Here is a 24,837-nt window from a genome sequence, read left to right on the forward strand (position 1 = left end):
CTTACATCCCTTCTTGCGGAAGATCGAAGATCGCCGTCATCGGCGTGACCTCGGTCTTGTCGAAGGCCCGCACCACGACGACGGTGGTATTGTCGGTCGCGCCGCGTTGCAAGGTCAGGTCGAGAAGCATGTCACAGGCTTTCTGCGGCTGATGCTTCCGTGCAATTTCAAGGATTTCATGATCCTCCACATGGGCGGTCAGCCCGTCGGAACAGAGGATGAAGGTGTCGCGGTTCCGCAGGGTACCATACTTGTGGTCGAGGTGCACATCGGGATGCACGCCGATGGCGCGGGTGATGACGTTCTTGCGCGGCCAGTTGGCGGCCTCCTCGGAGGTGATCGCGCCCCGGTCGAGCAACTCGTTGGCCTCGGTGTGGTCGCGGCTGAGCTGGGTCAGCTGCCCGTCGCGGATCAGGTAGACCCGGCTGTCGCCCGACCAGACGCAGGCAAAGTGCTGCTCGAAGACCAGGAGCGACACGACGGTGGAGCCGATGGTGGCGCCCTGGGTCATCGCGTGCTGCTGGATCTGGTGATTGGCGCGGGTGATCCGCTCCACGAAGCGGGCCTGAAGATCGGGCGCCGAGGTGGCGCGTCCCACGGTGGCCAGATGCTGCACGATCACGCCGGAGGCGAAATCGCCGCCGTGGTGCCCGCCCATCCCGTCGGCCACCACCCACATGCCCCCGTCGGGGTAGGTGTAGAGGTTGTCCTCGTTGTGGTCGCGGGCATAGCCGGTATGGCTGATTTCCCCGGTCTCGAACCTGAACTGCTTTGCATTCATGGCATCGTTGCCCCGTTCCCGGGCCCCTCGCGAGTGGCGGCGTTTGCCAAGTTTCCGTTACGGTTCGTCAACGGTCAATCCTTCCCGCGGCCGCGAAGGGAGAAGAGCCCCCGCAAACCGGATTTCTTTCGGCCAAGCCCCTCGCCGTCATGTCCCAGGCCGCCGCCCGCGCCAAAGGGGCTGTCCTCGCCCTCGGCCTGCGGTGCCTCCTCCCCGATCTCCTCTGCCGCACGCGGCTCCGAGGCCTCCGGCGCGGAGGCCTCCGGCGCACCGGGCGCGGGCTCGTCCTCCTCGTCCGGCAGGTCGCCCTCGATCGGAAAATCCTCGTCGTCAACCATCGATACGTCGATCACCGGCCCGCTGGGGATCTGCGCCTCTGCCGCAAGGGCGGGCAGATCGGGCTCATCGCCCTCGATCTCGAAGTCCGAGTCGTCGACCATCGACACATCGACGATGGCCTCGCTCCTGGCAGGAACCGGCTCCTCGGCGGGCGCCGAATCCTGCGCCCCTGCCCGCAGCGAGTGCGGCATCGGCGGAAAGGCCTCGCCCTCCTGAGCCTGCTCCTCGGCCTCCTCGGGCGCCTCTGGCGCGGGCGCTTCGCTCAGGCTGGCATAGATGTCGTCGCCGGGCTTGTCCTCGCCCAGGCCGTAGGGCTCGGGCCCGGCATCGAAGATGTCTTCCGGGATCTCCTCCTCCGCCGCCTCGGGCTCTGCCTCCGGCTCCGGCTCCGGCGCGGGGGCTTTCGACGACCCCGCATCGGGAAAGTCCCAGTCGTCGCGCGGCGCGTCGAAGGGGCTCTCGGCCTCGTCGCCGGTGATCGCCTCGGTCCAGCCGGCATCGTCCACCGCGTCGGAGGGCGTGGCCCAGGCCAGTTCGTCGCTCGGGGCAGACGCGCCCCAGGCGGCGGCGGCCTCGGCCTCCTCGGCATCCCCGATCAGGTCGCGCGGCGGCACGGTTGTCTCGCGCGGGCGGGTGGCGGCGGCCCCTGCCCCGGCCCCTGCGGCACGCGCCCGGCTCGGCGCGGCGGCGGGCTGCTGCACCCGCGCGGGCGGGCCGAAGCCGCGCAGCATCGCCATGAAGCCCGCCACGTCGGGCATGCCCTCCAGCGCGATCATCCCCGGCCCGACATGATCGTTGCCGCCGGTCCACCAGTAGCTGCGCCCGAAGGCGGCGAGCTGGTGATCGTGGTCGCGCACATCGGCCAGCATCTGCCCCAGCCCATGCTCGCCATAGGCAAAGAAGGCGTTGCGCCGATCCTCCCCCAGCGCACAGGCGGCGGCATTGGGCTCGGGCAACGCCGAAAGGAACCCGTCCACATCACCGTCGAAATGGCCCGACTTGGCCGCGAGCAGCGCCCGCTCCAGCAGGCCGTACCAATCTTCCATCGGGTCGGAGAGCGGTGGCACCGGATGGGCATGCCCCATCCCCGAGAGCACCAGCGTCAGCGGAAACTGCCGCCCGACCCGGTCGAGCGAGGCGGTGAGCGCGCCGGCCAGCGGATGGCCGAACACCCCCGGCCCGATCCAGAACCGCCAGACCGGGCTCGCCTCGTAGACCGGGCCCCACTCGCCGCCGAGATGGTGCTTGGCCCCGCCCATCACCTTCTCGAGCCAGGCCTCCCAGAACGACAACACCTCGGGCGGCAGCGCCCGGGTGATGAAGTCGCCCTTTGCAGGCAGTTTTCCGAAGAGGCCGAGGGGCATGATGCGGTCAGTGGCCTCCGCTCACAGCCCGGTCGGGCATTTGAACTCGGTGAGCTCGGACATGAAGAAGGGGTTCACGTCGGTCGCCAACGTCATCTTGTAGGCAATGTGCCGCCCGTCGATGGTGTAGCGCACCGCGATCACGTTGCCCGAGACCTTGGGCCGCCCGGCGTCGAGGAACTTCAGGAAGGCCCAGGGGCCGCCCTCGCTCATGTTCGACTTGCGGCCGCGCATGTCTGGCGTGAAGACCAGCTCCACATTGGTGCCCGCGAGGCTGCCGGGCCAGCTCACGTTGGCCGGCGTGTTGCCCTTGCGCCGGGTCAGCACGACCTGCCCGTTGATGGTGAGCTGCGCCGTCTCCACCGCGCCGTGCAGCGAGGTCGGTACGATCTCCATGTCGATCTGCGGAATGCCGCCCCCGGTCGGGAAGAAGGCATCGCGGATCGCCGCCGCCCGCTCGAACTGCTTGAGCGTCGAGGTCGAGAGCTTGCCGGCGAGCGGGCCGCTGTCCTTCCAGGTCCAGGTGGTGCCGTTGATGTCGGCGAACTGGCTGAGGTTCTCGAGGAAGAACCGGTCCATCACCCCCTGCGGCGCGAAGAGCTTGGCAAAATCGACAAGCCCCACATCGCGGGCCGAGGCCTTGGAGAAGGGAAACTTGCTGTCGATCACCGCCTGGCAGACCTGGGTCACCTGCTGGTTCAGAAGCTCGTTGAGCCGCGCCACCGAGGTGTTTGCCGCGTCGCCCTCGAAGTCGTCCACCGCCTCCTGGATCATCCGCTCCATCGGCTTGGGCAGGCGCGAGCTGGCCTGCTTCAGCGCGCCGAGCTTTGCCGGCATCTCGCGGTCGGCCACCTCGGGAAAGTCCACGGCGGTGATCAGCGTGCGTTGCATGTCGCCCAGCGTCTGGATCAGGAAGTCGATCCGGCGCTGCGGCGGGTCGCCCACCACGAGGTCGTGCCAGTCGGCATAATAGGCCTCGATCTCGGCGCCCGGCAGCCGGGTGATCCCGCCGCCGCTGCCCCCGGTGCCGCCGGCCCGCTCCTGGCTCTTGCGAAACACCACGTCGAGCCCGATCCGGGCGAGGCCGTTCTGGCGGCTGATGAAGATCTGACCGGCGCGCCGCGCCACCTCGCCGCCCACGTCCCCGGCGGCATCGGTCACCGCGTCGCCGTCCAGCCCGGCCGGAGGCTCGTCGCCGCCCTTGTTGTATTCCGCCGTCAGCGAGGTCTCTTCCATGATCTCCTGCGTCAGCAGCAGGATCGGCGAGGTGCGCGGGGCCGAGGCCGCCGCCAGCGCCTGGTAGGAGGGCCGGTCGGCGCTCATCGGGCGCAGCTTGACCTGCGCCAGCACCCTGTCCCACTCCTCGATCCAGTCGTTGGTGTAGCGCTTCAGAAGCACCGGCCCCAGGCCGCTGATCTGGTCCTCGATCTGCGCCTCGGCGGCGTATTCGCCCATCACCCACTGGTCCGACAGCAGGTTCTCGGCGATCTGGCTGAGCTGCGGCAGGAAGAACTCGTGAAAGCCCGCGTAGGTGTAGAGCGGCGAGATCACCAGGTCTTCCAGCGCCCGCCCGTCCACGCTTTCGAACACCAGCTCCGAGTCCCGCCCGGCCCGGCCGGCGATGGAGAAGGGCTCGATGCCGGAAAACTCGGCGGTGGCCAGCAGGAGCGAATAGGCCTGGTCCTCGATGTTCATCCGCGCCAGCAACCGCTCGCCCTGGTCGATCAGCGCGCCGTTCAGCTCGAAGCTGGGCTGCTGCGCCGCGTCCAGCTCCAGCATCGCCACCAGATGCGCCTCCAGCGCGGCGCGGGTCTCGGGGTTGGTGCCGGCATAGGTGTTGCGCCGCCAGTCGTCGCGGAAGTAGCCGATCACCAGCTCGTCGTCGCTCTGCGGGGCGAGGTTGCCCAGCAGCTTGTAGACCTTCAGCGTGCGGTAGACCGCCAGCACCTCGCCGGTGCGGATGAAGTTCTCGAGCTGCTGCTCGAGTTGCAGGATCAGGCGCGAGCGGAACATCCGCTCCAGCGCCTGCCGGTAGGTGACTGTGGCCGCCGAGCGCACCGAGCCGCGCTGGCTCAGCCCGAACTGCTCGGTGATCGGCGCGTCGGTGTTGGTGTCGGCATAGCCCATCGGCATGTTGCGCAGCATCTCGAGGTGCGGCAGCACCTGCAGCAGGTCGATGTCCTCCACCTTGCCCGAGGTGATCTCGTCCTGCGCGGCCAGCTCGTAATCGGCGATGGCGGCCTCGGCGGTGTTGATGAGCTGGCGGTTCTTGTAGAACGACAGGCCCCAGAGCCCGAGCATCCCCATGGTGGCCAGCACGATCAAGGTGATCGTGGAATAGCGCCAGATCGCGGCCCGGCGCACCGCCTTCTTGTCGGTGCTCACCCAGCCCGCCTCGGCGAAGATCACCTTCTTCAGCAGGTCATGGAGAAAGAAGCTCTTGGCCTTGCCCGAGAGCTGGCCCTGCGCCTGCATGCCGCCGAAGTTGCGCTGCATCGCGCCCAGCACCTGGTCGATCGGCGTGCCTTCCTGGGTGCCGGAGGTAAAGTAGAAGCCGCGCAGGTTGGCCGCCACCTTGTAGCGGGTATGGCCGAAGACCCCGCGCATGAAGTCGCCCAGCTTGTCGCGTAGCATGGCGACCTGGCCGGGGAAGGAGAAGATGGCGATGCGGTTGATCCCGTCGGGCTCTTCCTGCAGCCGGTCGGTGACCTCCTCCGAAAGCCGGTTCACCAGCGCCTTGTACTCCTCGTCGAAGCGCTCGACGGTCTGCTCCTTCTTGCTGTCGGTCTGGAAGGTGTGGCCCCACACCTTCTGCCGCCGCGACTGGCTGAACGAGCCGAAGAACTCCATGAACCCGCTGATGAGATCCGCCTTGGTGAACATCACGTAGACGGGGAAATCGACCTTCAGCTCGTCGTTGATCTCGTTCAGGCGGGCGCGGATGATTTCGGCATGACCCTCGATCTCGGCCGGACTCGCGGTCATCAGCTCCTGGAGCGAGATCGCCAGCATCACCCCGTTGATCGGCTGGTTGGCGCGATAGGTCTTGAGCAGCTTCAGGAAACTGGCCCAGCTCTTGCTGTCGGCCTCGGCGTCGCTGTCCTGCGTGGTGTAGCGGCCGGCGGTGTCGATCAGCACCGCCTCCTCGCTGAACCACCAGTCGCAGTAGCGGGTGCCGCCCACCCCGGCCACTGCGCCCTCGCCCTTCTCCGCGAGCGGAAACTTCACGCCCGAGTTGAGCAGCGCCGTGGTCTTGCCCGAGCCGGGCGGGCCGATGATGATGTACCACGGCAGGTCGTAGAGAAAGCTCTTGGAGCCGCTGGATTTCTTCAGCACCTCCATGGCCTCGCCCATCTTCTCGCCCAGCACCTCGCCGTCGCCGGTGACCTCCTGCTCGGTGAGCGCGGCCTCCAGTGCCCGGGAGGCACGGCGGCGGCGGATGAAGCGGACAAGATAGACCGTGCCCACCGTGAGCCAGACCACCGCAATCATCAGCACCCGCACCCAGACCGGCTCGAAAGGTGCGGCCTCGCCGAAGCCGACCAGCGGCAGCGCAAACCACACCACCACGAACCACAGGATGAGGGAGAGGACGACCAGCGTTCCGATGATCCAGCGTTTCATCTCGCGTTCCTTCCGCCTGTCAGGCGCTTCATTCCTTCAGCCGGCGTCCCCCGCCGTTCCGCGCGGGCGGCTCGCGCCGCCCTGTCTCAAATCTGTTGATCCAGCGTCTCTTCGCGCTGGATCATGATCTCCACCCGCCGGTTGAGGGCCTTGCCCTCCGGCGTGTCGTTGGAGGCAATCGGTTCGTCCTCGCCGCGCCCGTCCACCTCGACCCGCTCGGGATCGCTGAGCAGCGGCGTGATCACGCCCGCCACGCTCTTGGCGCGGGCCACGGAGAGCTCGAAGTTGTTCTTGTACTTGCCCCGGCCCGACATCTTGTCGCTGTCGGTATGGCCGATGAACCGGATCGGCCCCGGCTCGTTTTCCAGCACCTGCGCGATGTCTTCGCCCAGCGGGATGAAGGCCTCCTTCACATCGGCCTTGCCGCTGTCGAACAGGATCGAGTTGTCGAGCTTGATGATGATGAAGTCGCCCTTGATCTCCACCGTGATGGCCTCGTTGCCGGCAAAGGCCTCGCTCAGCCGGTCGAACTGGCCGGTCTCCACCGGCGCGGGCGGCAGCGGCGGCGGGGCGACCGGCCCCGTGGTGCGGCGCACCAGCTCGATCATCTCGCGCGGATGCAGCTCGCGCATGTTCTCGGTCAGCTCGTTGCCCTCGGTCGTCAGCATCAACCGCATCCCGAAGTAGCCACCGGCCAGGATCGCCGAAGCCAGGATCGCATAGGCCCAGACCGGCACCTTGGTAAAGCTGCGCCGCGCCGCAAGCTCCACGCCCTTCCAGCGCGGGCTGATGTCGTCGTCGCCGCGCGCCTTGACCCGCCGCAGCGCCTCGTAAACGCCCCGCTTGATCTGGGTGAGCTTGATGTCGCCCCCCTGCATCGCGCGATACTGGCCCTCGAAGCCGAGCTGCATGCAGATCAGCATCAGCTCCAGCAGATGATACTTGTGGATCGGGTTCTGGAGCGCCTTGTCGACCTCCTGAAAGAAGCCCACGCCGGCCGTCCGCTTGTTGAAGAACCGCGCCGACATCGAATACTGCAGCCACACGCCGCGGTCGGTGCCCGGCAGGTTCTGCACGATGTCGTCGGCGGTGCCGCAGACGCAATACTTGGCGATCAGCGCATCGGTCTGGTCAACCCCGGACTCCAGCATCTTCTCCTCGAAGGACTCGATCTCCTCGGTGACGTGCTGCATCAGCGGCACGGCGTGCATGTCGACGACCTGGCTGCGCAGGCGCCCGAAGAGAACGAGCAGGGAGGCCGCTGCGGCCACGATCGGGTTGGCATCGGCCGACATGCCGGAGGTCTTGGCCGAGAGCGCGGCGTCGAGGCTGATCTTCTTGACCGGCGCGCGCTGAACCTGCTGCTGCTCGCGGCGCATCTCGGGGAAGAACCCCTCCTGCTGCGGCTTGGCCCCCATCCACTGGCCCGAGCTGGCATGGTCGGCCGGGCCGCCGAAGCCCTGGTTCTGGCCGGGTGGCGGGCCGAAGCCCTGGCTCGGGCCTTGCTGCGGGCCGCCAAAGCCGCCCCCGCCCCCGCCCGCGCCGCCGGTGTTGCCACCGCCGCCGCCCCAGACATCGCCGCCGCCGTCGCCGCCAAAGCCGCTGTCCTGGCCGCCAAAGCCGCCGCCCTGGCCGGGCGGAGGAGAGGCCGGCGGCGGGCTGCCCCAGCCGCCCTGAGCGGGCATCGAGCCGCCGATCACGGTTTTCTGCGAGCCCGGTCCGGTCGTCTTCTGGCCGCCGAAGGCCCCGCCCGGCATCGGGCGGATCACGGTCTTGCCAGAGTCCTTCTCGTCGCTCATCTACCTGTTCTCCTGGATACCCCAGATCTCGAGCTTGAGATCGGGCCAGTCACCGGCGAAGTGCAGGCCGATGGCCGGGGCCGTCGAGAACTCGCGCCACATCGGGTTGTTCTTGTCGATGTTGAAGTAGACGTGGCTCGTGACGGCACGGATCTGCCGGGGCGGCGTGGGCATGTGCACCAGCTCCAGACCCGGCAGGTTGTTGTTCACGATAGCATTCATCTGGGTGTTGGGTCCAACCTTGCAGAGCGCGGGAAACTGCTGCTGGATTTGGGTCAGCGGCTTGTCGGCGCTGACCTCGAGCACGAAGGAGGCATCGCGGAACAGGTTGCGGTCGGTGACCTTGGCCATGAAGCTGCCCGAGCCGGGGCGCAGCTCTTCCACGTTGAGCCGCACCGCGCGGCCCACGTCCCGGCTGAGCAGGCGCTGTATGTCGCGGGTGATCGGCTCGAAGACCTCTTCGAGATTGTCCTGGTCGTAGGGCGGGTACTCGATGGCCAGCCGCTTCTCGTCGAAGGTCCAGAGTTCGCCCACAAGGCGGAGGAAGAGCTGATAGAGCTCCTCGGGATGGATGTACTTGCTGTTCCGGTAGTGCCGCAGCAGCCCAATCTCGCGGTTCAGCACCAGCAGCATGAAGTAGTCGGTCGCCTGCAACCCGCCGCCCGAGGAGGGGTCCGAGGCATAGCGGGCAAGGCTCTCGAGCTTGGTCTCGACCCAGCCGACCACCCGCTCGATCCAGCCTGCTACCACCGGATGGGCATGGATGCTCAGCACCGGCGGCGCGAACTTCTCGTCGAAGATCACCGTCTTGTCGCGCACCTCGACCACCCGGGCCAGGCGCAGGCAGTTGTAGCCGGGCTTCTCGGTCTTTCGGACATCGAACTCCACGCGCGGATGCGCCACCTCGATATCCTGCTCCAGCCGCATCGAGGCGGTGCTGTCGGCCACCGTTTCGGCGGCCAGACGGTAGCGCGCCGAGCGGCTGGACTCGTCCTCGGTGCCCACCTCGCGCCCGTTCACCTGCACCATCGGCAGCGTCAGCCAGACAGACTGGCCCTCCGAGCCTTCGGGAATGTCGATCGGCGGCGGCAGCTGGCTGGTGCCCGGCATGTCGAAGGGCGTGCCATCGGGAAAGATGCCGGTCGCCGAGCGCAGCCCGAACTTCATCTGCTGGGCCACGTCCCTGTCGATCTCGATCTGGGAAAACCCCCAAGGGTACGGCGAAGCAAGCCGGGTGCGGGCTTCCAGCAACTTCTCGAAGTATCTGTCGCTCTGTTGAAAATGGTGAGGCTGCAGAAACAGCCCCTCCTTCCACGCGACTTTTGAAAACCAGCTCATTCAGGGCTCGCAGCGCATTCCAATGTTCGTTTCGCAATATACTGGCAGGATCGGTCCTAACCTGAAAGGCACAAATAACTGACAGGTCCGGCAAAACCTGCCGTACACCGCCCGGGCACTCTGCCAGAAACAAACGGGGTGCCGCAAGGGCACCCCGCCAATTGTCACGTTGCGCTCACACCGCCGCACGGCGGCAGCGCCGGTCAGAACTGGAGCCGGACCTGCGCGGTGACGCTGAGCGCCTCAACGTCTTCCGAGAACCGCGCATCCGCCCGCACCGAGGCGTTCAGCTGCTTGGCCTTGCCCACCTGGCCGTCGAGGATCTTGATGTAGCTCAAGCCCACCGAAAGCTCCCCGAAGTCGCCCAGCGGCTCGGTCGAGACCGGAAGCGTCGCGGAGCCGGAGGTGAAGGTCGCCTTCTGATCGTCCGAGAAATCGCCGTAGTAGGTGGCGGTGACGAACTTGTTGGTCGCGCTGTCGCCCGCCGCCCCGATCGTGGTCTTGGCGAGGGTCGCGCCGACGAAGCCGATCTTGGTGGTGTGGTCGTCAAAGCTCAGGCGGCCGGTCTCGGTGCCACCGGGACCGTCGAGGAACACCACGTCATCGGTGGACGACTTGGTGATCCCGAAGCCCGCCGTCGGCACCAGCGTCCACTCGTCGGAGAGCGGGTAGCTGTAACTGACCGAGGCCGAGAGCGTGGTCGACTGCGACGAGGTTTCGGCACCGAACAGGCCGATGTCGGCATTGTCGAACTCGAAGTCCGCGTTCTCGAACCGCAGCTGCACATCCGCCGACCAGGCATCCTTGGCCATGGCGACATAACCGCCGACGTAGCTCTGAGAGAAGTCCGCCTTGGTGGTCGACTGGTAGGCGCCCAGCGAGGGCGGCGTGGTTCCGAAATCGGTGGCGAACACGTCCTGCGTGGTGGAGCCGCCGTTGTAGCCGAAGATCACGCCGCCAGCGATGTCGATGGCGCCCTGGCCGACGTCGAAACACCCGTAGTCCACACCACCGGTGAAGCCGTAGAAGTCGGCCTCCACCGTCGACGGCAGGTTGGTGACGCCGTTGTTGGTGCGCGCCGTGCCGGTGGCGGAGCCCGCCGTCATCCGCGCCCAGGTGCCGGTGCCGCAGTTGTCGTCGTCCTCGTAGGCAAGGCCGGAGACGAAGGGCGAGGACGGCCGGTTCACGATGGTGCCGATGAGCGACTGCACCAGGCTGATGTTGCCGGCAACCGCAAGCGCACCGGAGCCGGTGTCGGTCACGATATCCACACCACCCGCGCCGTTGTTCTGGAGCACATAGGTGTTGGAGCCGTCAATCCACAGCACGGTGCTGCCGGAAATCGTAAGGCCGCTGGTGTCGCCGTTGATCAGGTCGAGCGCGACGATCCCGCCGGAGGCGATGACGTCACCGCTGAACGACAGGGTGCCGTTGTAGCTGCCCACGTTCAACACATCGGTCGAGCCCGCGCCGGAGAGGTTCACGTCGAATGCCAGCGTACCGCTGCCGGTGACGTTGCCGGTGACCGTGAAGACATCGGTCGTGTCTCCGGCACCCGCGCCGCCGTCCTCCAGGTCGATGGTGCCGTTGTTCACGAAGTCGCCGGTCACCTGCGCGGTCGTTCCCGAGGTGGAAACCGTCCCCGAGTTGGTGAAGCCGCCGGACGTGGTGATCACCGACCCATCGCCAATGTCCATGGTCGAGGAGTTGGTGAAGGTCCCGGCCGACACCGTGATGTCGCCCCCCGCATCCAGCGCCATGGTAGTGGAGTTGGTGAAGTTCCCGGTGGCAAGGGTCAGGGCCACGGCGTTCACGTCATTGAAGGTGCCCGAAGTGTTGTTGAAGTTGCCGTTCATCGTGGTGGCGCCGTTCAGGTTGAACGTGCCGCCCTGGTTGTTGAAGGTTCCAGCAAAGATGGCTCCGCCGTCGGCCTCGAAGCTGCCGGAAGTGTTGTTGAACGTCGTCACCGCGTTCACCGCTGTGCCAAGGCTGCTGCCCGCCGAGTTGGTGAAGGTGCCATCGTTGTCGATCTGGCTCACCACCATGTCCGCACCGACCGTGCCGGCGTTTGTGAACGACCCGTTGTTGTCGATTGTATCGGCGTTGACCGTACCGTTGTTCGTGAGCGTCACTCCGCTGGCAACGTCCAGATCGTTCAGCGCAGTCAGAGTGCCGCTTGCGTCGACTTCGAGATTGCTGTCGATATCAGCATTTGCGGCGGTAAGCGTGGCCGTGCCGAAGGCCACATCCCCACTGCTGGTTTGTGCAAAATTGCCAGAGACTTCCAGATCGCCCGTCAAAGTGATCGTGCCCGCGGCCTGGTTGGTCAGATTGCCCTCGATGCCAAGCGTGATGCCCAGCGCAGCATCATCACCGACAAGGCTCGCCGCGCCCGAGTTGAACACATTCGCATCAATCAGGCCGCCGGTCTGGGTCAGTGTTTCGCCGGATGCGTTGTTGAGCGCTGTCGCTTCCAGTTCGCCGCCGGAAACAAGCACGCCACCTGCTGCCGCGCCGTTGGTGTTTTCAACGTTTCCGCTCACGACGAGCCTGCCCGCGGAGACGGAGATGACAGCGTCATTGCCATTGTTGGTAAGCGTGCCGGTCGACAGAGCGCCGCCACCAGCCTGCACCACCTGACCGTCGTTCACGTTGGTGACTGCCCCGGAGATGGTCATATTGCCAGTGTCCGTACCCAGATCACCGTTCTGGATCAGCCCGTCGTTGCCGGTAGCGGTCGCGGTAATGTTGAAGGTTCCGTTGCCGAGGTTCTGGATCGTGCCCGTGTTGCCGTTGGCACTGCCGTTGATCTGGAACGTTCCGCCGGCCTCGTTCTCGATCACGCCGGAGTTGCTATCCGCGGAAGACGCGGTGAGCGTGCCCGTCCCGGTGTTCTCGACCGTGCCGCCCGTGTTGGTGATGGCGCCCACGTTGGCATTGCCCGTGCCGCTGTTGGTGAAGGTTGCCGCGGCGGCGGTGTTGTTCAGCCCCACCGAAGTGAAATCGGACCCGGTGTTCTCGACCGTGCCCGCATTGTTGGTGATCGCCCCGGTCGCGGTGAAGCTGAGGTTCGAGGTGAATGTGCCGTCGTTGGTCAGCGTCGCGACGTCGATGGTGCCGTTGTTGGTGGTCACCGTGTTGTTGTCGTAATCCGCGCTCGTCGCCGTAAGCGTGTCGGTCGCACCGAACACAAGCGCAGTGCCCGAGTTCTGCTGGAACGTCACACCCGTGCCGCTGAGCGTCAGCGTATTGCTATTCAGCGCAGAGGTGCCGGGCACGGAACCCATGGTCGCCGAGCCTTCGTTGACGAAGTCGCCATCCACCTCGAGCGCACCCGCGAGGGTGATGATGCCGGTGCCCGAGTTCGTCACGTCGCCGTTCACACCGTTGGCGCCGACGCCCGAGAGCGTCGCCGAGCCGGTGTTCGCCAGGTTGCCGTTGATCGCCCCGGTGCTGGTCAGCGTGGCCTGGTTGGAGATTGTCGGCGTGGTGGCGTTGGTGGCGGTGATGCTGCCCGAGTTGGTCACCGCTCCGCCGTTCAGCGTCACGGTATCGCCTTCGATGGTGCTGCCGCTCGTGACGATCATCGTCTGGGTGGACGTGTAATCGAACACACCCGCGGCGCTCAGCGTCCCCGTCTGGGTGAAGGTCACCTGCGCGTTGCCGCTGATCTCGAACAGGTCCGTGGTCGCATCGCCCCCGTTAAGCGTGCCGCCTGCCGTGGTGACCTGTATCGTGCCGCTCGAAACCTGCACGTTGCCGTTGACGCCCAGCGCACCGCCCTGAAGGTCAATCACGCCGGTCGCCGCCGACTGGATCAGGTTGCCGGTGATATCCCCGGCGCCGGTCGATCCGGCCTCCACGATCACGTCGCCCGAGTTGGCCAGCGAGCCATCGAGCACGCCGCCATTGAAGGTCACATCGCCCGCCGCCGCGTTGGTCAGAATGCCGCCACCGCCGTTCAGGTCCATTTCCCCGCCATCGAGGTTGATCGCACCCGCCGTATTGGTGACAGTGCCGCCGGTGATGAAAAACAGACCATCCGACACGTCGACGACAGCCGTGCCTGCCGTGTTGGTGAGCGTCGTCGCCTGGAAGGTGCCGGTACCCGATTGGGTGACGGTTCCCAGGTTCCCCGTGAGGGTGGTGACAGTGAAGTTCCCTGCCCCGCTGTTGATCAGCGAGCCCTGGTTGTTCGTCGCCGTCGTCGCGATGATGTCCGATCCGGCCGTGGTCGAGGCGTTCTCTATCGTGCCGATATTGTTGTCGATCGCGCCAAGGTTGGTATCGCCGGTCGCCGTCGCGGCGTTGGTGATCGTGCCGGTGTTGCCGGTGGCAGAGGTAGCGGTAAAGGTGCCGGCGCCGGTGTTCTGCACCACGCCATCCGAGTTGTTGGTCAGCGTCCCGACATTGGCGGTGCCGGAAGAAGCAAAGCTGCCGTCGTTGGTCAGCGAGCCCGAGGTGACGGTGCCCGCGGTGGTCACCGTGGCCCCGGCATTCACGTCGAGGATCTGCCCCGCGGCGTTCAGCGTGGCGCCGCTGTTCACGGTCAGGTCGGTGTCGGAATTCGCGATGTCGTTGTTGACGGTCACGGTCCCGGTAGAGGTCAGCGTGCCCGAGGCGCCGCCCGCGGTGTCGTCGATCACCAGCGCATTGTTGATGGTCACACCCGCCGCAGACAGCGTGTTGTCGCCAAAGGTGACCGAGCCACCGTTGTGCGTGTAGCTGCCGGTCACCGTCAGGTTGCCGCCGCCGATGCCGTTGTTGCTCAGGTCGATGTTGCCCGTGCCCTGGTTCTCCAGCGTCGAGCCCAGCGTCGCCGCCGCGGTCACATCCATGTCGCCCGCGTTGACCACCGCACCGGTCACGGCGCCCGTGCCGGTGCCGTCAGCGCCGGTCCCGGCCACGTCGAAGGTGGCACTGTTGGTGAGCGTACCGGCCAGCTGGCCGCCGCCGCTGATGGCCAGGCTGCCGGTGGTGTTGGTGAAGGTGCCCGCGCCGCCGACGATCAGCTCTCCGGCGGTGATGCCCACCGCTGTGCCATTGTTGGTGATCGGGTTCGTGACGTTCACGACGGCCGCGGCACCGTCCACGTCGAAGGAGCCGCCGGTCAGCGTCAGCGTGGTGATCGTGGCGTTGCCACCCATGTCCACATTGGCCGACCCGGTGAGCGCCAGCGTGCCCACGGTGAAAGCGGTGCCGTTGTGATCCACCACGCCGTTGCCGGACACGTTCATGGTTTCGCCGGTCGCGTCGACCGTGCCGAGGTTGGTGATCGTGCCGCTGGTCACGTTGATTGTGCCGCCCGCGTCGAGGTTGAGCGTGCTGCCCAGGGCCACGTCGATGGTGCCGCCCGAGTTCACGATGTTGTTTGCCCCGCCGGTGGTGATCGTCAGGGTCGAAGCCGCGCCATCGCCCACGTCGATGTTGCCACCGATGCCGTTGGTGAAGTCTCCACCGGTGAGGCCGATCGTCGCCGTGGCCGCAGTGGTTTCGCCCACCCCGAGGAAGCCGCTGGAGTTGTTGAACCCGCCCGCGGCGGTGTTGATGGTCACCCCCGCAGCGTCGATCAAGATGCCCGCCGTCGAGGAGTTGGTGATCGAGGTTCCCGCGTCGATATCGACCGCCGCGTCGATGTCGATGACCGCCGTACCGGTGTTGATGATCTGTCCAGCCGAACTGATCACCGATCCGGTGGACGCACCCTGCACGTTGATCTGGCCCGCGTTCTGGTTGGTGATGTTGTTGGTGGTCGCGCCGGTCGTCGACAGTGTGCCATTCGCCGCAGTGAAGTTGTAAACACCCACGCCCGGCGTCCCGGTATCGTTGAAGATGCCGCCCGCGCTATCGGTCACAAGTCCACCTGCGCCGATGTTCACGGTCATGTCGTTGTTGATGGTGTTGCTGGTGCCTTCCAGCGTGCCGTTCACAGTGAGCACACCGGTCGAAAAGAGGTTGATCGTCTGCCCCTGCAGGGTCGCGCCGCTATCGATCGTCAGGTTGGTGGCGCCGCTTACAGCAAGCGTTCCGGCGGTCTGCACCGTGCCCGCTCCGGTCACGATCGCGGTCGTCGCGCCAATGCCCCCAATGTTTATTCCGGTGCCGGTGATGGTCTGCCCCGTGGCCACATCAATCGTGCCGCCATTGGTGATCGACAGGGTTCCGGCACTGGTCACCGTCCCGTCAACATCGAGCGTGCCGCCGTTGGTCGCGGTCGCGTTGTTGGCGCCAAGATCACCGCCAGCGAAGACTATCGAGGCCCCCGCGCCGTCGGCGGTCACGTTGTAGCCGGGATCGCCCGTCACCGTCACTGCCGTGGCGCTCTGGTTGATCAGGTTGTCCACCGAGGCACCATAGGACACGATCGAACCGGCATCGGTAAAGCCGCTGCCGAGGGTCACGGTCGCGGCATTCACCGTCAGCGCGCCGGAGCCGCCGTCGGTGATTGCGCCGCCCAGCGTGATGTTGCCCGCCGTCGCCGTAAGGGCAACCGCCGCCGTGGCTTCAGTGTCCAGCAGGGAGATATTGCCCGTGGTGGCTGTAAGGCTTCCATTCAAAGCCAGCGTGCCCGCCGTCTGGGTGATCGCGCCATCCGAGATAAGCCCGGCTGCGCCGATGGTCGTGGTGCCGCCGCTGACCGAAAGGCTGCCCACGGTCCCGGTCAGAGAGGTGGTACCTGCACTCGCCACCGCGCCATCCACGTCGGCGCCGGTGTGGGTAAAGGAGCCACTGCCCCCGACGGTCACATTGCCGGTGATGGCATGGCCACCGGAGTTGTCGAGAGTGCCGTTGACCACGTTGATGGCGGTCGCGGACCCATCGCTCACCGAAAGGGTGCTACCCAGCGCCAGGGTGCTGCCGGAATTGATGACGACAGTGCCCGCATCGAGCGCCGCCGTGGTGGTGAAATTCGAGCCGTTGACGTTCAGCACGTTCCCGACGGATAGCGCACCGCCCTGGGTGAGGGTCACACCACCATTGATGTTGAGCGAGCCCTGAATACCCTGGGAAGAGCCGGAAACCCCCGAGATGTTTGCGGTGGTGTTGGAGTCGAGCGTGACATCGCCCGTCACAAGCCCGGTCGAGGTGAAACTCGCGCCGGTGCCGCCACCGACAATCACGTCACTGTCGATGGTGCCGTTGTTGGTGATGGTCGCCTCAGACGCATAGACATTGGCGCCCGCGCCGGTCGTGCTGACAGTGGCGCCTGCGGCGATGGCGAGTGTCCCGTCCACGGCGATCTGGTTCACCGAGGTGAGCGTGGAGGTGCCCGTCACGTCGATCAAGCCGGTCGAGGAGATGCTGCCCGTTGCCCCGAGAGCCACCGTGCCGGCCCCGGCGACCGTCAGGGTCGTCGCTCCCGCGCTCAACACGTTGTCGAAGGTGGCGGTGTGGGCCGCGTCGGTGACCGTGATCGTGCTGCCCGAAACATCGAGGGTGCCGCCATTCACCAGGTATCCGTCGACGTTGAAGGTGATGTCGCCAACCGCCACGCCACCTCCATCCACGGCCACAGTGCCTGCCGTGCCGCCGAACACTGCGTTGTTGCCCGAGACGAAAGGAATGTTCGCAGCGCCGCTGTCGGCGGTCCAGTTGAGATCGGTGGCGTTCCAGTTGCCGGACCCGCCATCGACTGTTCCGTTGGCGAGCGGAGGCGTCACGTCCCACTCAAGCGTCTGCGCCATCCCCTGCCCCGCGCCAAACGCCAGTGCCGCGGCCATGGCCGTGGTGGCCAGGAAGGTCGCCCTGCGGCGTTCGGGCTCGGCTGCCGAAATTGCAGCCGGGGCCTGGGTGCGGTCGGTGCGGAAATCGCTGCGCATGGGAATATGTCCTCTCGCCTTCAAATTGTCGGCACGATTCACCGCCCACCTCGGCAGATCTCCGCGCACTTGGCAAAGACCCTACTTGCCGCCAAGTCATGCCACAACGGTCAATTTTAACCACAATCACTTGAGCCTCGCTGTCGGGCCCGCCGGGCGCAGCTTTGTTGCAGGGCGGCAACAAATCCTGTGTAAAATGCAAACTTCGCCGCGCCCTCGCCACATAATCCTGCGCGCGGCCTTCCTCGCGGGGGCCCGCGCCGGGGCCTGCCGGGGCGGGTTGCGGCCGCGCGGCGCGAAAACTCACACCCTCTTGCGCGGTTCCCCCGCCCTCCCTACATTGGAGTCAGTTATTTCAATTATTCCTTCTGGGCGCCGGCCTGTATTTCAGCGGCCGCGCCACTCAATTCAAAGCTGGGAAGCGCCCGAGATGAGCACCTCAAGCAACAATCAATCTGAACGACTCGGCAAGCTGAATACCGTCCTCGACTTCAACGCGCTCAGCCTCGTCCGCTTCGATGGCATGGATGCCGTGAACGAGTGTTTCGAGTATCACGTCCGGGCGATCGACCAGGATGGCTCCACCGTCATCGACCTCGACGAGCTGATGGGCACCCACATGACCGTGGAGCTCGACACCATCTACGGTGCGCAGCGCTACTTCGACGGGATCGTGACCGAGGCGCACTGGAACCCCGACGGCCACGGCGGCAACCTCTACACCTTCACCCTGCGGCCCTGGTTCTGGATCATGGGCAAGCGGCGGAACAACAAGATCTACCAGCAGAAGAACTTCGAGGACATCATCACCGAGGTCTGCTCGGACTTCGGCTACGACGCCGCCGGCGGGCTCGAGATCCAGCTCTCGTCCTCGGTGCCGCAGACGGTGCAGGAGTACATCGTCCAGTACAACGAGAGCGACTTCACCTTCCTCAGCCGCCTTATGGAGCGCTACGGCGTGAACTACTGGTTCAAGCACGAGCTGGGCGCGCACAAGATGGTGATCACCGACTCCGTCGACGGCTTCGAGAAGCTGGCGCCCGAGGAGCGCGTGCATGTGCCCAACAACGGGCATCACCACACCGCCGAGGAGCATTTCTCCGACTGGACCCCGCACCGCCGCCTGACCACCGGCAAGGTCGCCCTGACCGACTACAACTTCAAGACCGTCAGCGCCAACATGAAGGCCGACCAGGAGGGCGACGCGGTCCACGACTACGGCAAGCTCGAGAGCTACGAGTATCCCGGCGTCTACCTCGACGGCGGCGAGGGCAAGACCTATGCCCAGCTGCGCGCCGACCAGTATCGCGCCCGCGACAAGCATCACGTGGCGGCGGGCGACTGCATCACCTTGTCCTCGGGCATGCTCTTCACCCTGACTGGCGAGCACCAGGACGAAAGCGTGCTGAACAAGGAGTACCTGTGCACCCGCGCCATGCACAGCTACCAGTCCACCAGCTACCGCTCGAGCTCGGCCGGCGGCGGCGAGGCCCACTTCTCCGGCCACTACGAGGTGGCCCCCTCCGACGTGCCCTACGCGCCCGAACGCAAGACCCCGGAGACCCGGATGACCGGGCCGCAGACCGCAACCGTGGTCGGCGCCAGCGGCGAGGAGATCGACGTCGACGAGCACGGCCGCATCGTGGCCCAGTTCCATTGGGACCGGCTCGGCCAGAACGACGAGAACTCCTCCATGCGCATCCGCGTCTCCCAGCCCTGGGCCGGGGCCGGCTGGGGCACGCTGTTCATCCCGCGCGTGGGCATGGAGGTGATCGTCGAGTTTCTCGAGGGCGACCCCAACAAGCCGCTCGTCACCGGCTGCGTCTACAACGGCGACAACCCGCCCCCCTACGACCAGCCCGGCGACAAGAACTGGAACGGCATCAAGTCGAACTCCACCAAGGGCGGCGGCGGCTACAACGAGATCGTGTTCAACGACACCAAGGGCGACGAGCTGTTCCGCCAGCACGCGCAATACGACATGGAAACCAAGGTGCTCAACGACGAGCGCCGCAACGTCGACGTGAACCGGACCACGGTGATCGGCGGCAACGAGACCCGCACCGTCCACGGCAACGAGACCCACACGATCCACAAGGACAACACCTACCTGATCAAGGGTGACGAGAACCGGACGGTCAACAAGAACCGCGAAACCAACATCGACAAGGACGACACCCTGAACATCCAGGGCAAGTGGGCGGTCACCGTGGCGAAGAAGACCACCATCGACGGCTACCAGGACATCGAGATCAATTCGCTGACCAAGATCAAGCTGACGGTGGGCGCCTCGTCGATCACGATCGACCCGGCCTCGGTCAAGATCTCCGCGCCGATGATCGACATCAATGCCTCGGCGAACCTGACGACCAACGGCGGGGCCATGGCCACGCACAAGGCAGGCGGACTGATGACGATCCAGGCCGCACTGGTTAAGATCAACTAAGGACCGGAAGGGATTCGGCACGTGGGGGACTCTCAAAAGACGGTCATCGCCGGTGCCACCGACACCGCCAAACGAAAGAACCTGCGGTTCGAGGTGGCTCAGGAGCTGTATGACGCGATCCCGGAGATCGAGGAGGACGTGACCGCGCGTCCCAACGGTCACACGTCGGTCGACTTCATCGGCGCCCTGGCCGAAGGCGAGACGCCCGAGGAGGCCCTCACCTATTGCGCCTATGTCCTGCCGCGCCGCTTTGCCGTGTGGTGGGGCCACGAGTGCCTCAAGAAGATCGAGGACACGCTCGACCAGACCGACAGGGACATGCTCGAGCTGGCCGCCAAATGGGTCGGCGACCCGATCGAAGACAGTCGCTACAAGGCGCTGGATGCCGCGATGGAGGCCAAGATCAAGTCGCCCGGCGTCTGGGTCGCACTCGGCGCGGGCTGGTCCTCGGGCTCGATGGCCGGACCCGACGTGCCGCCGGTGCCGCCGCCGCCCTTCCTCACCGCCCGCGCGGTGAACGCGGGGCTGCTCTCCGCCCTCGCCCGGTTCGATATCAAGACCCGCGGCGAACATCTCCAGCGCTTCATCCGCATGGCGGTCATGCTGACCGAAGAAGGCTGAGCCCTGCCTCCGCTCCGCCCCTTCTCCGAGTTCACACGACGGGTGAAAGACGGGGGGCAAGCATTTGATCCCAAACGCCCCTCGGCCGCGCACGTCCCGGCACTGCCCGGCACGGGCATCGCCGCGGCTCCGGGCCAGCGGGCTTGCATCGACACCCCCCGCGCCGTAACTCTTGTAGCACCACGAATTTCAGAAGCCCCCCTAAGGGCGGCACAGTCCGAGCGGCGCCGATCATGACCCTGACCCTTCGCATCGACAATTTCCCCTCCCTGCCCGATGGCGGGCCGATCGAGTATTCGGCCAACCAGGGCGGGTTCGAGATCGGGCGCGATCCGGCGATGGACTGGACCCTGCCCGACCCCAACCGCTTCGTCTCGTCCTGCCACGCCGAGATCCGCTACGAGAACGGCGCCTACTGGCTCTACGACGTGTCGACCAACGGCACCTTCGTGAACGGCGCCTCGATGCGGGTGAAGAGCCCCTACCAGCTCCAGAGCGGCGACAAGTTGCAGATCGGCCATTACCTCGTGATCGCCCAGGTGGCGGCGGCCCAGGCCGCGCCCGCCCCGGCCTACGAGGCCCCGCCCCCGGCACAGCCCGGCCCCTCCGCCTTCGACCAGGGCGGCGGTGGAGGAGGAGGCGGCGGTGGTGGCGGCGACATCTGGTCCGTCGGCGGCAGCGCGGCCCCGCCCAGCCAGGGCGATTTCACCTCGCGCGGCGGCAGCGACCGCCTGGCCGACTTCGGCGACCAGCACATCGACCTGCCCGATTTCGGCGGCAGCGAAACCGGCACGCCCCCGCCCCCCGCACAGGGTGGTGGCGGGGCTGGCAGCGGCTCGCCCTTCGGCGCCGCGCCCGCGCCGCAGGCCCCGCCGCCCACGCAGGAGGCCCCGGACGAGAGCGCCTCGCCCTTCGGCGCGGCCCCGCCGCCGCCCGCCGCGCCCCCCGAGCCGGAAAGCACCGGATCGCCCTTCGGCGGCGCCCCTTCCGCGCCGCCCGCCCCGCCGCCGCAGCAAACCACCGGCTCGCCCTTCGGCCCCGGCCCCGCCGCCGCGCCCCAGGCCCCGCCGCCGCAGCCCGCGCCGGTGTCTCAGCCGCCGCAGCCCGCGCCGGTGTCTCAGCCGCCGCTGGCTCCTGCGCCGCCGCCGGTGAGCCCCACCGCGCCCGCCGCCGAGGCCTTCTCGGCCCCGCCGGTGCAGGCCCCCTCCGCGCCGCCGCCCAAGGCCGGCAGCGTGGGTGACGTGACCGGCCTGCTGGCCGCCATCGCCGATGGCGCCGGGATCAACCCCAAGGCCTTCGAGGGGCCCGATCCGGGCGCCGTCGCCCATGAGATCGGCCGCGCGCTGCGCATCATGGTCGGCGAGCTCGCGGGCCTGCTGAAGGCCCGCGCCGCCACCAAGCAGAGCCTCAAGTCCGGCTCGCGCACCATGATCGGGGCCGATGCCAACAACCCGCTCAAGTTCATGCCCTCCGCCGAGGAGCAGCTCGAAACCATGTTCGGCTCCGGCCGCCAGGGCTACATGCGCGGCTCCGAGACGGTCCAGAAGAGCTTCAACGACATCAAGATGCACCAATATGCCGTGCACGCCGCGCTGCAGCCCGCGCTGGCCCGGCTGCTGGAGGACATGGCGCCCGAGGCGGTCGAGGGTAAGGTCGATGCCGGCCGGTTCTCCTCCAAGGACGCGCGCGCCTGGCAGATCTATGTCGAGCGATGGGACGCCAAGACCCATCCCTACGAGAACGGCATGCTCGACGTGTTCCTCGCCTACTTCTCCGAGGCCTACGACGACGTGATGGAAGGCACCCAGAACCAGTAGCCGCGCAGGCCGCGCCAATGTGACAAAACCGTTAAATTAAAGGCCGTTTCTTGACAAAACGGCCCTGAAATCTTAAGTTGACCCTACGGATTTTGACAGAAACGGTGATTTCAATGCGCAACCTGCTCCTTTCCTCAGCTCTGGTGGCAGCCTCCGCGCTGTCCGCTCACGCCCAGTCCGCAAGCCCCTACTCCGCCGATGACGTGGCCAATTTCCTCGTCGACAGCGCCGATCTGGGTCTGAACCGCGGCATCTGCATCGGCACCGCCGAAGAATGTGCCCCGCCCAAGCCCAAGGGCATGGACATGATGATCAATTTCGAGCTCGACAGCGCCGAGCTGACCGAGCAGGCCAAGGAGACCCTCGCGGTCGTGGCCCAGGCCTTCGAGGACGAGCGCCTCAAGAAGGCCCGCTTCATGATCGAGGGCCACACCGACGCGCGCGGCACCGAGGGTTACAACGGCAACCTCTCCGAGGACCGCGCCGCCGCCGTGCAGGCCTACCTGGTGAGCCTCGGCGTGACCGAAGAGCGGCTCTCGGCCATGGGCTTCGGCGAGACCGCGCCCCGGACCGACGATCCGATGGACCCGGAAAACCGCCGCGTCGAGCTTCGGATCGACCTTCAGTAGATGCGCGGGCCAAGCCCCCGCCTCGCCCGCATGCGCCGTTCCGTTTCCGGGACGGCGTTTCTTTTTGGTGAAAATTCCGTTCAACCGACCCCTTGAGGGAATTTTTTGAGTGACCTCCGGGCCTTGTCGGGCCAGTATCGCCCCCGAAACAACGAGGGCGCCCTTAGAGGATGCCCCTTTCAATGGGACGTCCAACGGGAATCCAGATGCGTTACGACAATCTCTTCGAGCCGATCTCCGCGGATCAGCCCTGCGGCCCCGATCTGCTGCTCGAGGACGACAACGACTACATCGAGTATTACTTCGAGGCGCTCGACCGGATACCGATGCGGTTCATCATCAGCTCGGAGACGGGTGAGGTGTTCGACCGCAAGTCGATCGACATCAAGGCCGAGGTCGCTGCCATCGACAAGCTGCTGGAGCGCACGCGCTGCCTCAGGCTGCTCTCGCTCGAGGCGCAGTTCCAGGCGCTGGCCGGGCGCATCGTGGGCTTCTGCGAATGTGTGCAGGCCATCGAAGGCCTGCTGGCGCGCTTCCCCGAGGAGGTGCACCCGCGCATTGACGAGGGCGACTCGACAGAGCGCCGCAACGCGCTGGAATTGCTCAATGAAATGAGCCAGGTGGTGATGCCTCTCGAGCACGCCCCGCTGATCGAGGACCGCCGGGCCGGCCGCTTCGCCTTCCGCGATTACGAGCTGGCCTCCGGCGCCAAGGAGCCGCGCGGGCAGGAGCGCCCCGTGGCCGACAGCGGCGCCATGCTGACCGCGCTGCAAAGCGCCGACAACGCCGCCGAGGTCGACAAGATCTACCACGCCCTCGCCGGCGCCCGCGCCGCGCTCGACCAGATCCGCACCCATTGCGTGACCGCGCCCTCGGGCGCCTTCGGGCCGCAGTTCGAGAACGTCGCCGAGGTGCTCGACGCCATCCTCAGGTTCTTTGCCGAGGCCCGCCCCGATCTCGCGGGCGGTGACGCCGAGGGAGCGGGCGACGGCACCGAGGGCGCAGAGGCCGCGGTGGCCGAGGCCGGCGAGGGCGCGACACCCGACGCCGCCGGCGGCGGCACCCGCGTGGCCTCCGGCCCGCCCGTCATGGTGGGCCCGGTGCCGAACCACGCCACCGCCAAGGCCGCGCTGCGGGCGGTCGAGGGCTACTTCGCCGCGATCGAGCCCTCCGCCCCCTCGCTGCTGCTGATCCGCCAGGCCCAGGCCCTCATCGGCAAGCCGCTGACCGACGCGCTCGACGCGCTGCTGCCCAGCAAGGCCGAGGAGGCGATCGTCGATTTCGGCTCCGAGGAGGGCTTCATGCTCTCGGTCGGCCGGCTGCGCGAGCTGGCCATGCAGGAGCCCCCCTCCGACCTTCCGGTGATCGACACCGGCGAGGCCGAACCCGTCGATTGCCAGAACCGGGAGCAGGCGACGGCGCTGATCTCAGCGGTCGAGGGCTTCTTCCGCAAGACCGAGCCCTCCAGCCCGGTCCCGATCCTGCTGTTCAAGGCGAAGACCTACCTCAACCGGGACTTCTCTTCGATACTGAGTGACCTGTTCCAGAGCGCTCACAAACAGAGCCGCGAAACCGAGTGAAACCGCCCCGACGGGCACCTTCCGTTGGGGCAAAACATTTGACAAAGCAGGGCCTGCGTGGCTTCACTTGCTTGAGTATTAGGGAGATTTTCAAATGTCTGATTCAGCGACCCGCTTCATCAAACGCAACCGCCCGCCCCGGGTTCAGATCGCCTACGAGGACCCGTACGACTCCCAGAAGAACGTCGAGCTGCCCTTCGTCATGGGCGTGATGGCCGACCTTTCCGGCAACTCCTCGGCGGTCGAGAAGGACCCGATGAACGAGCGCAAGTTCACCCAGGTCGATACCGAAAACTTCGACGACTACATGGATGCCGTGGCGCCCGGCGTGTCGTTCAACGTCGACAACAAGCTGGGTGAAGGCGACGAGGGCGAAAAGCTCGGCGTCTCGCTGAACTTCAAGAAGATGTCCGACATGGACCCCGGCGAGATCGCCAAGCAGGTGCCCGCGCTCAAGAAACTGCTCGAGGCCCGCGACGAGCTGGCCAACCTCCAGCGCTACATGAACGGCAAGGCCGGTGCGCAGGACCAGCTCCGCAAGCTGCTGGCCGACCCCGAGATGATGAAGATGCTTGCCGAGAAGCGCGCCGAAGGCGGCGCGGAAGACGGCGGCGAGGAGAGCGAGGGCTGAGGCCCCCGCCCTTCTGAACTTTCGCGACCGGACGCGGCGCCCCGCGCG

The 24,837-nt window shown here is 66.5% G+C and carries 12 protein-coding genes; 6 read left to right on the plus strand and 6 right to left on the minus strand.

Features of this window, described 5'->3' with window-relative positions:
* Position 1 precedes the first annotated feature (1 nt).
* From BUR94_RS10370 to BUR94_RS10395, 6 genes are all read right to left on the minus strand, one after another.
* Complete coding sequence (locus BUR94_RS10370; RefSeq protein WP_074256169.1) at positions 2-781, minus strand: PP2C family protein-serine/threonine phosphatase; 780 nt, start codon at positions 779-781, stop codon at positions 2-4.
* 74 nt (positions 782-855) lie between these two features.
* Entirely contained in the window at positions 856-2,484 is a 1,629-nt protein-coding gene (gene tagF, locus BUR94_RS10375) for a type VI secretion system-associated protein TagF (RefSeq protein WP_074256170.1), read from the minus strand.
* A 21-nt stretch (positions 2,485-2,505) separates the two neighbouring features.
* Positions 2,506-6,108: a type VI secretion system membrane subunit TssM gene (tssM, locus tag BUR94_RS10380; protein WP_074256171.1), complete on the minus strand. Its 3,603-nt coding sequence runs from the start codon at positions 6,106-6,108 to the stop codon at positions 2,506-2,508.
* Between the two features lie 86 nt (positions 6,109-6,194).
* Entirely contained in the window at positions 6,195-7,907 is a 1,713-nt protein-coding gene (icmH, locus tag BUR94_RS10385; RefSeq protein ID WP_175570455.1) for a type IVB secretion system protein IcmH/DotU, read from the minus strand.
* Positions 7,908-9,245, minus strand: a complete 1,338-nt coding sequence (gene tssK / locus BUR94_RS10390; RefSeq protein ID WP_074256172.1) for a type VI secretion system baseplate subunit TssK — start codon at positions 9,243-9,245, stop codon at positions 7,908-7,910.
* A gap of 203 nt (positions 9,246-9,448) precedes the next feature.
* Positions 9,449-17,065, minus strand: a complete 7,617-nt coding sequence (locus tag BUR94_RS10395; RefSeq protein WP_074256173.1) for a beta strand repeat-containing protein — start codon at positions 17,063-17,065, stop codon at positions 9,449-9,451.
* Between the two features lie 430 nt (positions 17,066-17,495).
* On the opposite strand from BUR94_RS10395, the gene BUR94_RS10400 reads away from it, so the two are divergent.
* From BUR94_RS10400 to tssB, 6 genes are all read left to right on the plus strand, one after another.
* Positions 17,496-19,511 carry a type VI secretion system Vgr family protein gene (locus BUR94_RS10400; protein ID WP_074256174.1) on the plus strand — a complete coding sequence of 672 codons (2,016 nt, stop codon included), beginning with the start codon at positions 17,496-17,498 and terminating at the stop codon, positions 19,509-19,511.
* A 21-nt stretch (positions 19,512-19,532) separates the two neighbouring features.
* Positions 19,533-20,132, plus strand: a complete 600-nt coding sequence (locus BUR94_RS10405) for a DUF6931 family protein (protein WP_084192994.1) — start codon at positions 19,533-19,535, stop codon at positions 20,130-20,132.
* Between the two features lie 233 nt (positions 20,133-20,365).
* Positions 20,366-21,949 carry a type VI secretion system-associated FHA domain protein TagH gene (gene tagH, locus BUR94_RS10410; protein WP_074256175.1) on the plus strand — a complete coding sequence of 528 codons (1,584 nt, stop codon included), beginning with the start codon at positions 20,366-20,368 and terminating at the stop codon, positions 21,947-21,949.
* Between the two features lie 113 nt (positions 21,950-22,062).
* Positions 22,063-22,578: an OmpA family protein gene (locus BUR94_RS10415; protein WP_074256176.1), complete on the plus strand. Its 516-nt coding sequence runs from the start codon at positions 22,063-22,065 to the stop codon at positions 22,576-22,578.
* Positions 22,579-22,784: 206 nt separating this feature from the next.
* Positions 22,785-24,158 (plus strand): type VI secretion system protein TssA, encoded by a 1,374-nt coding sequence (locus BUR94_RS10420; protein WP_074256177.1) that lies wholly within the window; start codon positions 22,785-22,787, stop codon positions 24,156-24,158.
* 94 nt (positions 24,159-24,252) lie between these two features.
* Complete coding sequence (gene tssB, locus BUR94_RS10425; protein ID WP_074256178.1) at positions 24,253-24,789, plus strand: type VI secretion system contractile sheath small subunit; 537 nt, start codon at positions 24,253-24,255, stop codon at positions 24,787-24,789.
* Positions 24,790-24,837: the final 48 nt, after the last annotated feature.

The organism is Vannielia litorea, assembly GCF_900142295.1.
In the GTDB taxonomy this organism is placed as follows: domain Bacteria; phylum Pseudomonadota; class Alphaproteobacteria; order Rhodobacterales; family Rhodobacteraceae; genus Vannielia; species Vannielia litorea.

Coding starts and splice junctions, on each gene's coding strand:
- tssK (WP_074256172.1), bottom strand. CDS start 9,245: ATGAGCTGGTTTTCAAAAGTCGCGTGGAAGGAGGGGCTGTTTCTGCAG.
- BUR94_RS10420 (WP_074256177.1), top strand. CDS start 22,785: ATGCGTTACGACAATCTCTTCGAGCCGATCTCCGCGGATCAGCCCTGC.
- BUR94_RS10370 (WP_074256169.1), bottom strand. CDS start 781: ATGAATGCAAAGCAGTTCAGGTTCGAGACCGGGGAAATCAGCCATACC.
- BUR94_RS10415 (WP_074256176.1), top strand. CDS start 22,063: ATGCGCAACCTGCTCCTTTCCTCAGCTCTGGTGGCAGCCTCCGCGCTG.
- tagH (WP_074256175.1), top strand. CDS start 20,366: ATGACCCTGACCCTTCGCATCGACAATTTCCCCTCCCTGCCCGATGGC.
- tagF (WP_074256170.1), bottom strand. CDS start 2,484: ATGCCCCTCGGCCTCTTCGGAAAACTGCCTGCAAAGGGCGACTTCATC.
- tssB (WP_074256178.1), top strand. CDS start 24,253: ATGTCTGATTCAGCGACCCGCTTCATCAAACGCAACCGCCCGCCCCGG.
- BUR94_RS10395 (WP_074256173.1), bottom strand. CDS start 17,065: ATGCGCAGCGATTTCCGCACCGACCGCACCCAGGCCCCGGCTGCAATT.
- BUR94_RS10400 (WP_074256174.1), top strand. CDS start 17,496: ATGAGCACCTCAAGCAACAATCAATCTGAACGACTCGGCAAGCTGAAT.
- icmH (WP_175570455.1), bottom strand. CDS start 7,907: ATGAGCGACGAGAAGGACTCTGGCAAGACCGTGATCCGCCCGATGCCG.
- tssM (WP_074256171.1), bottom strand. CDS start 6,108: ATGAAACGCTGGATCATCGGAACGCTGGTCGTCCTCTCCCTCATCCTG.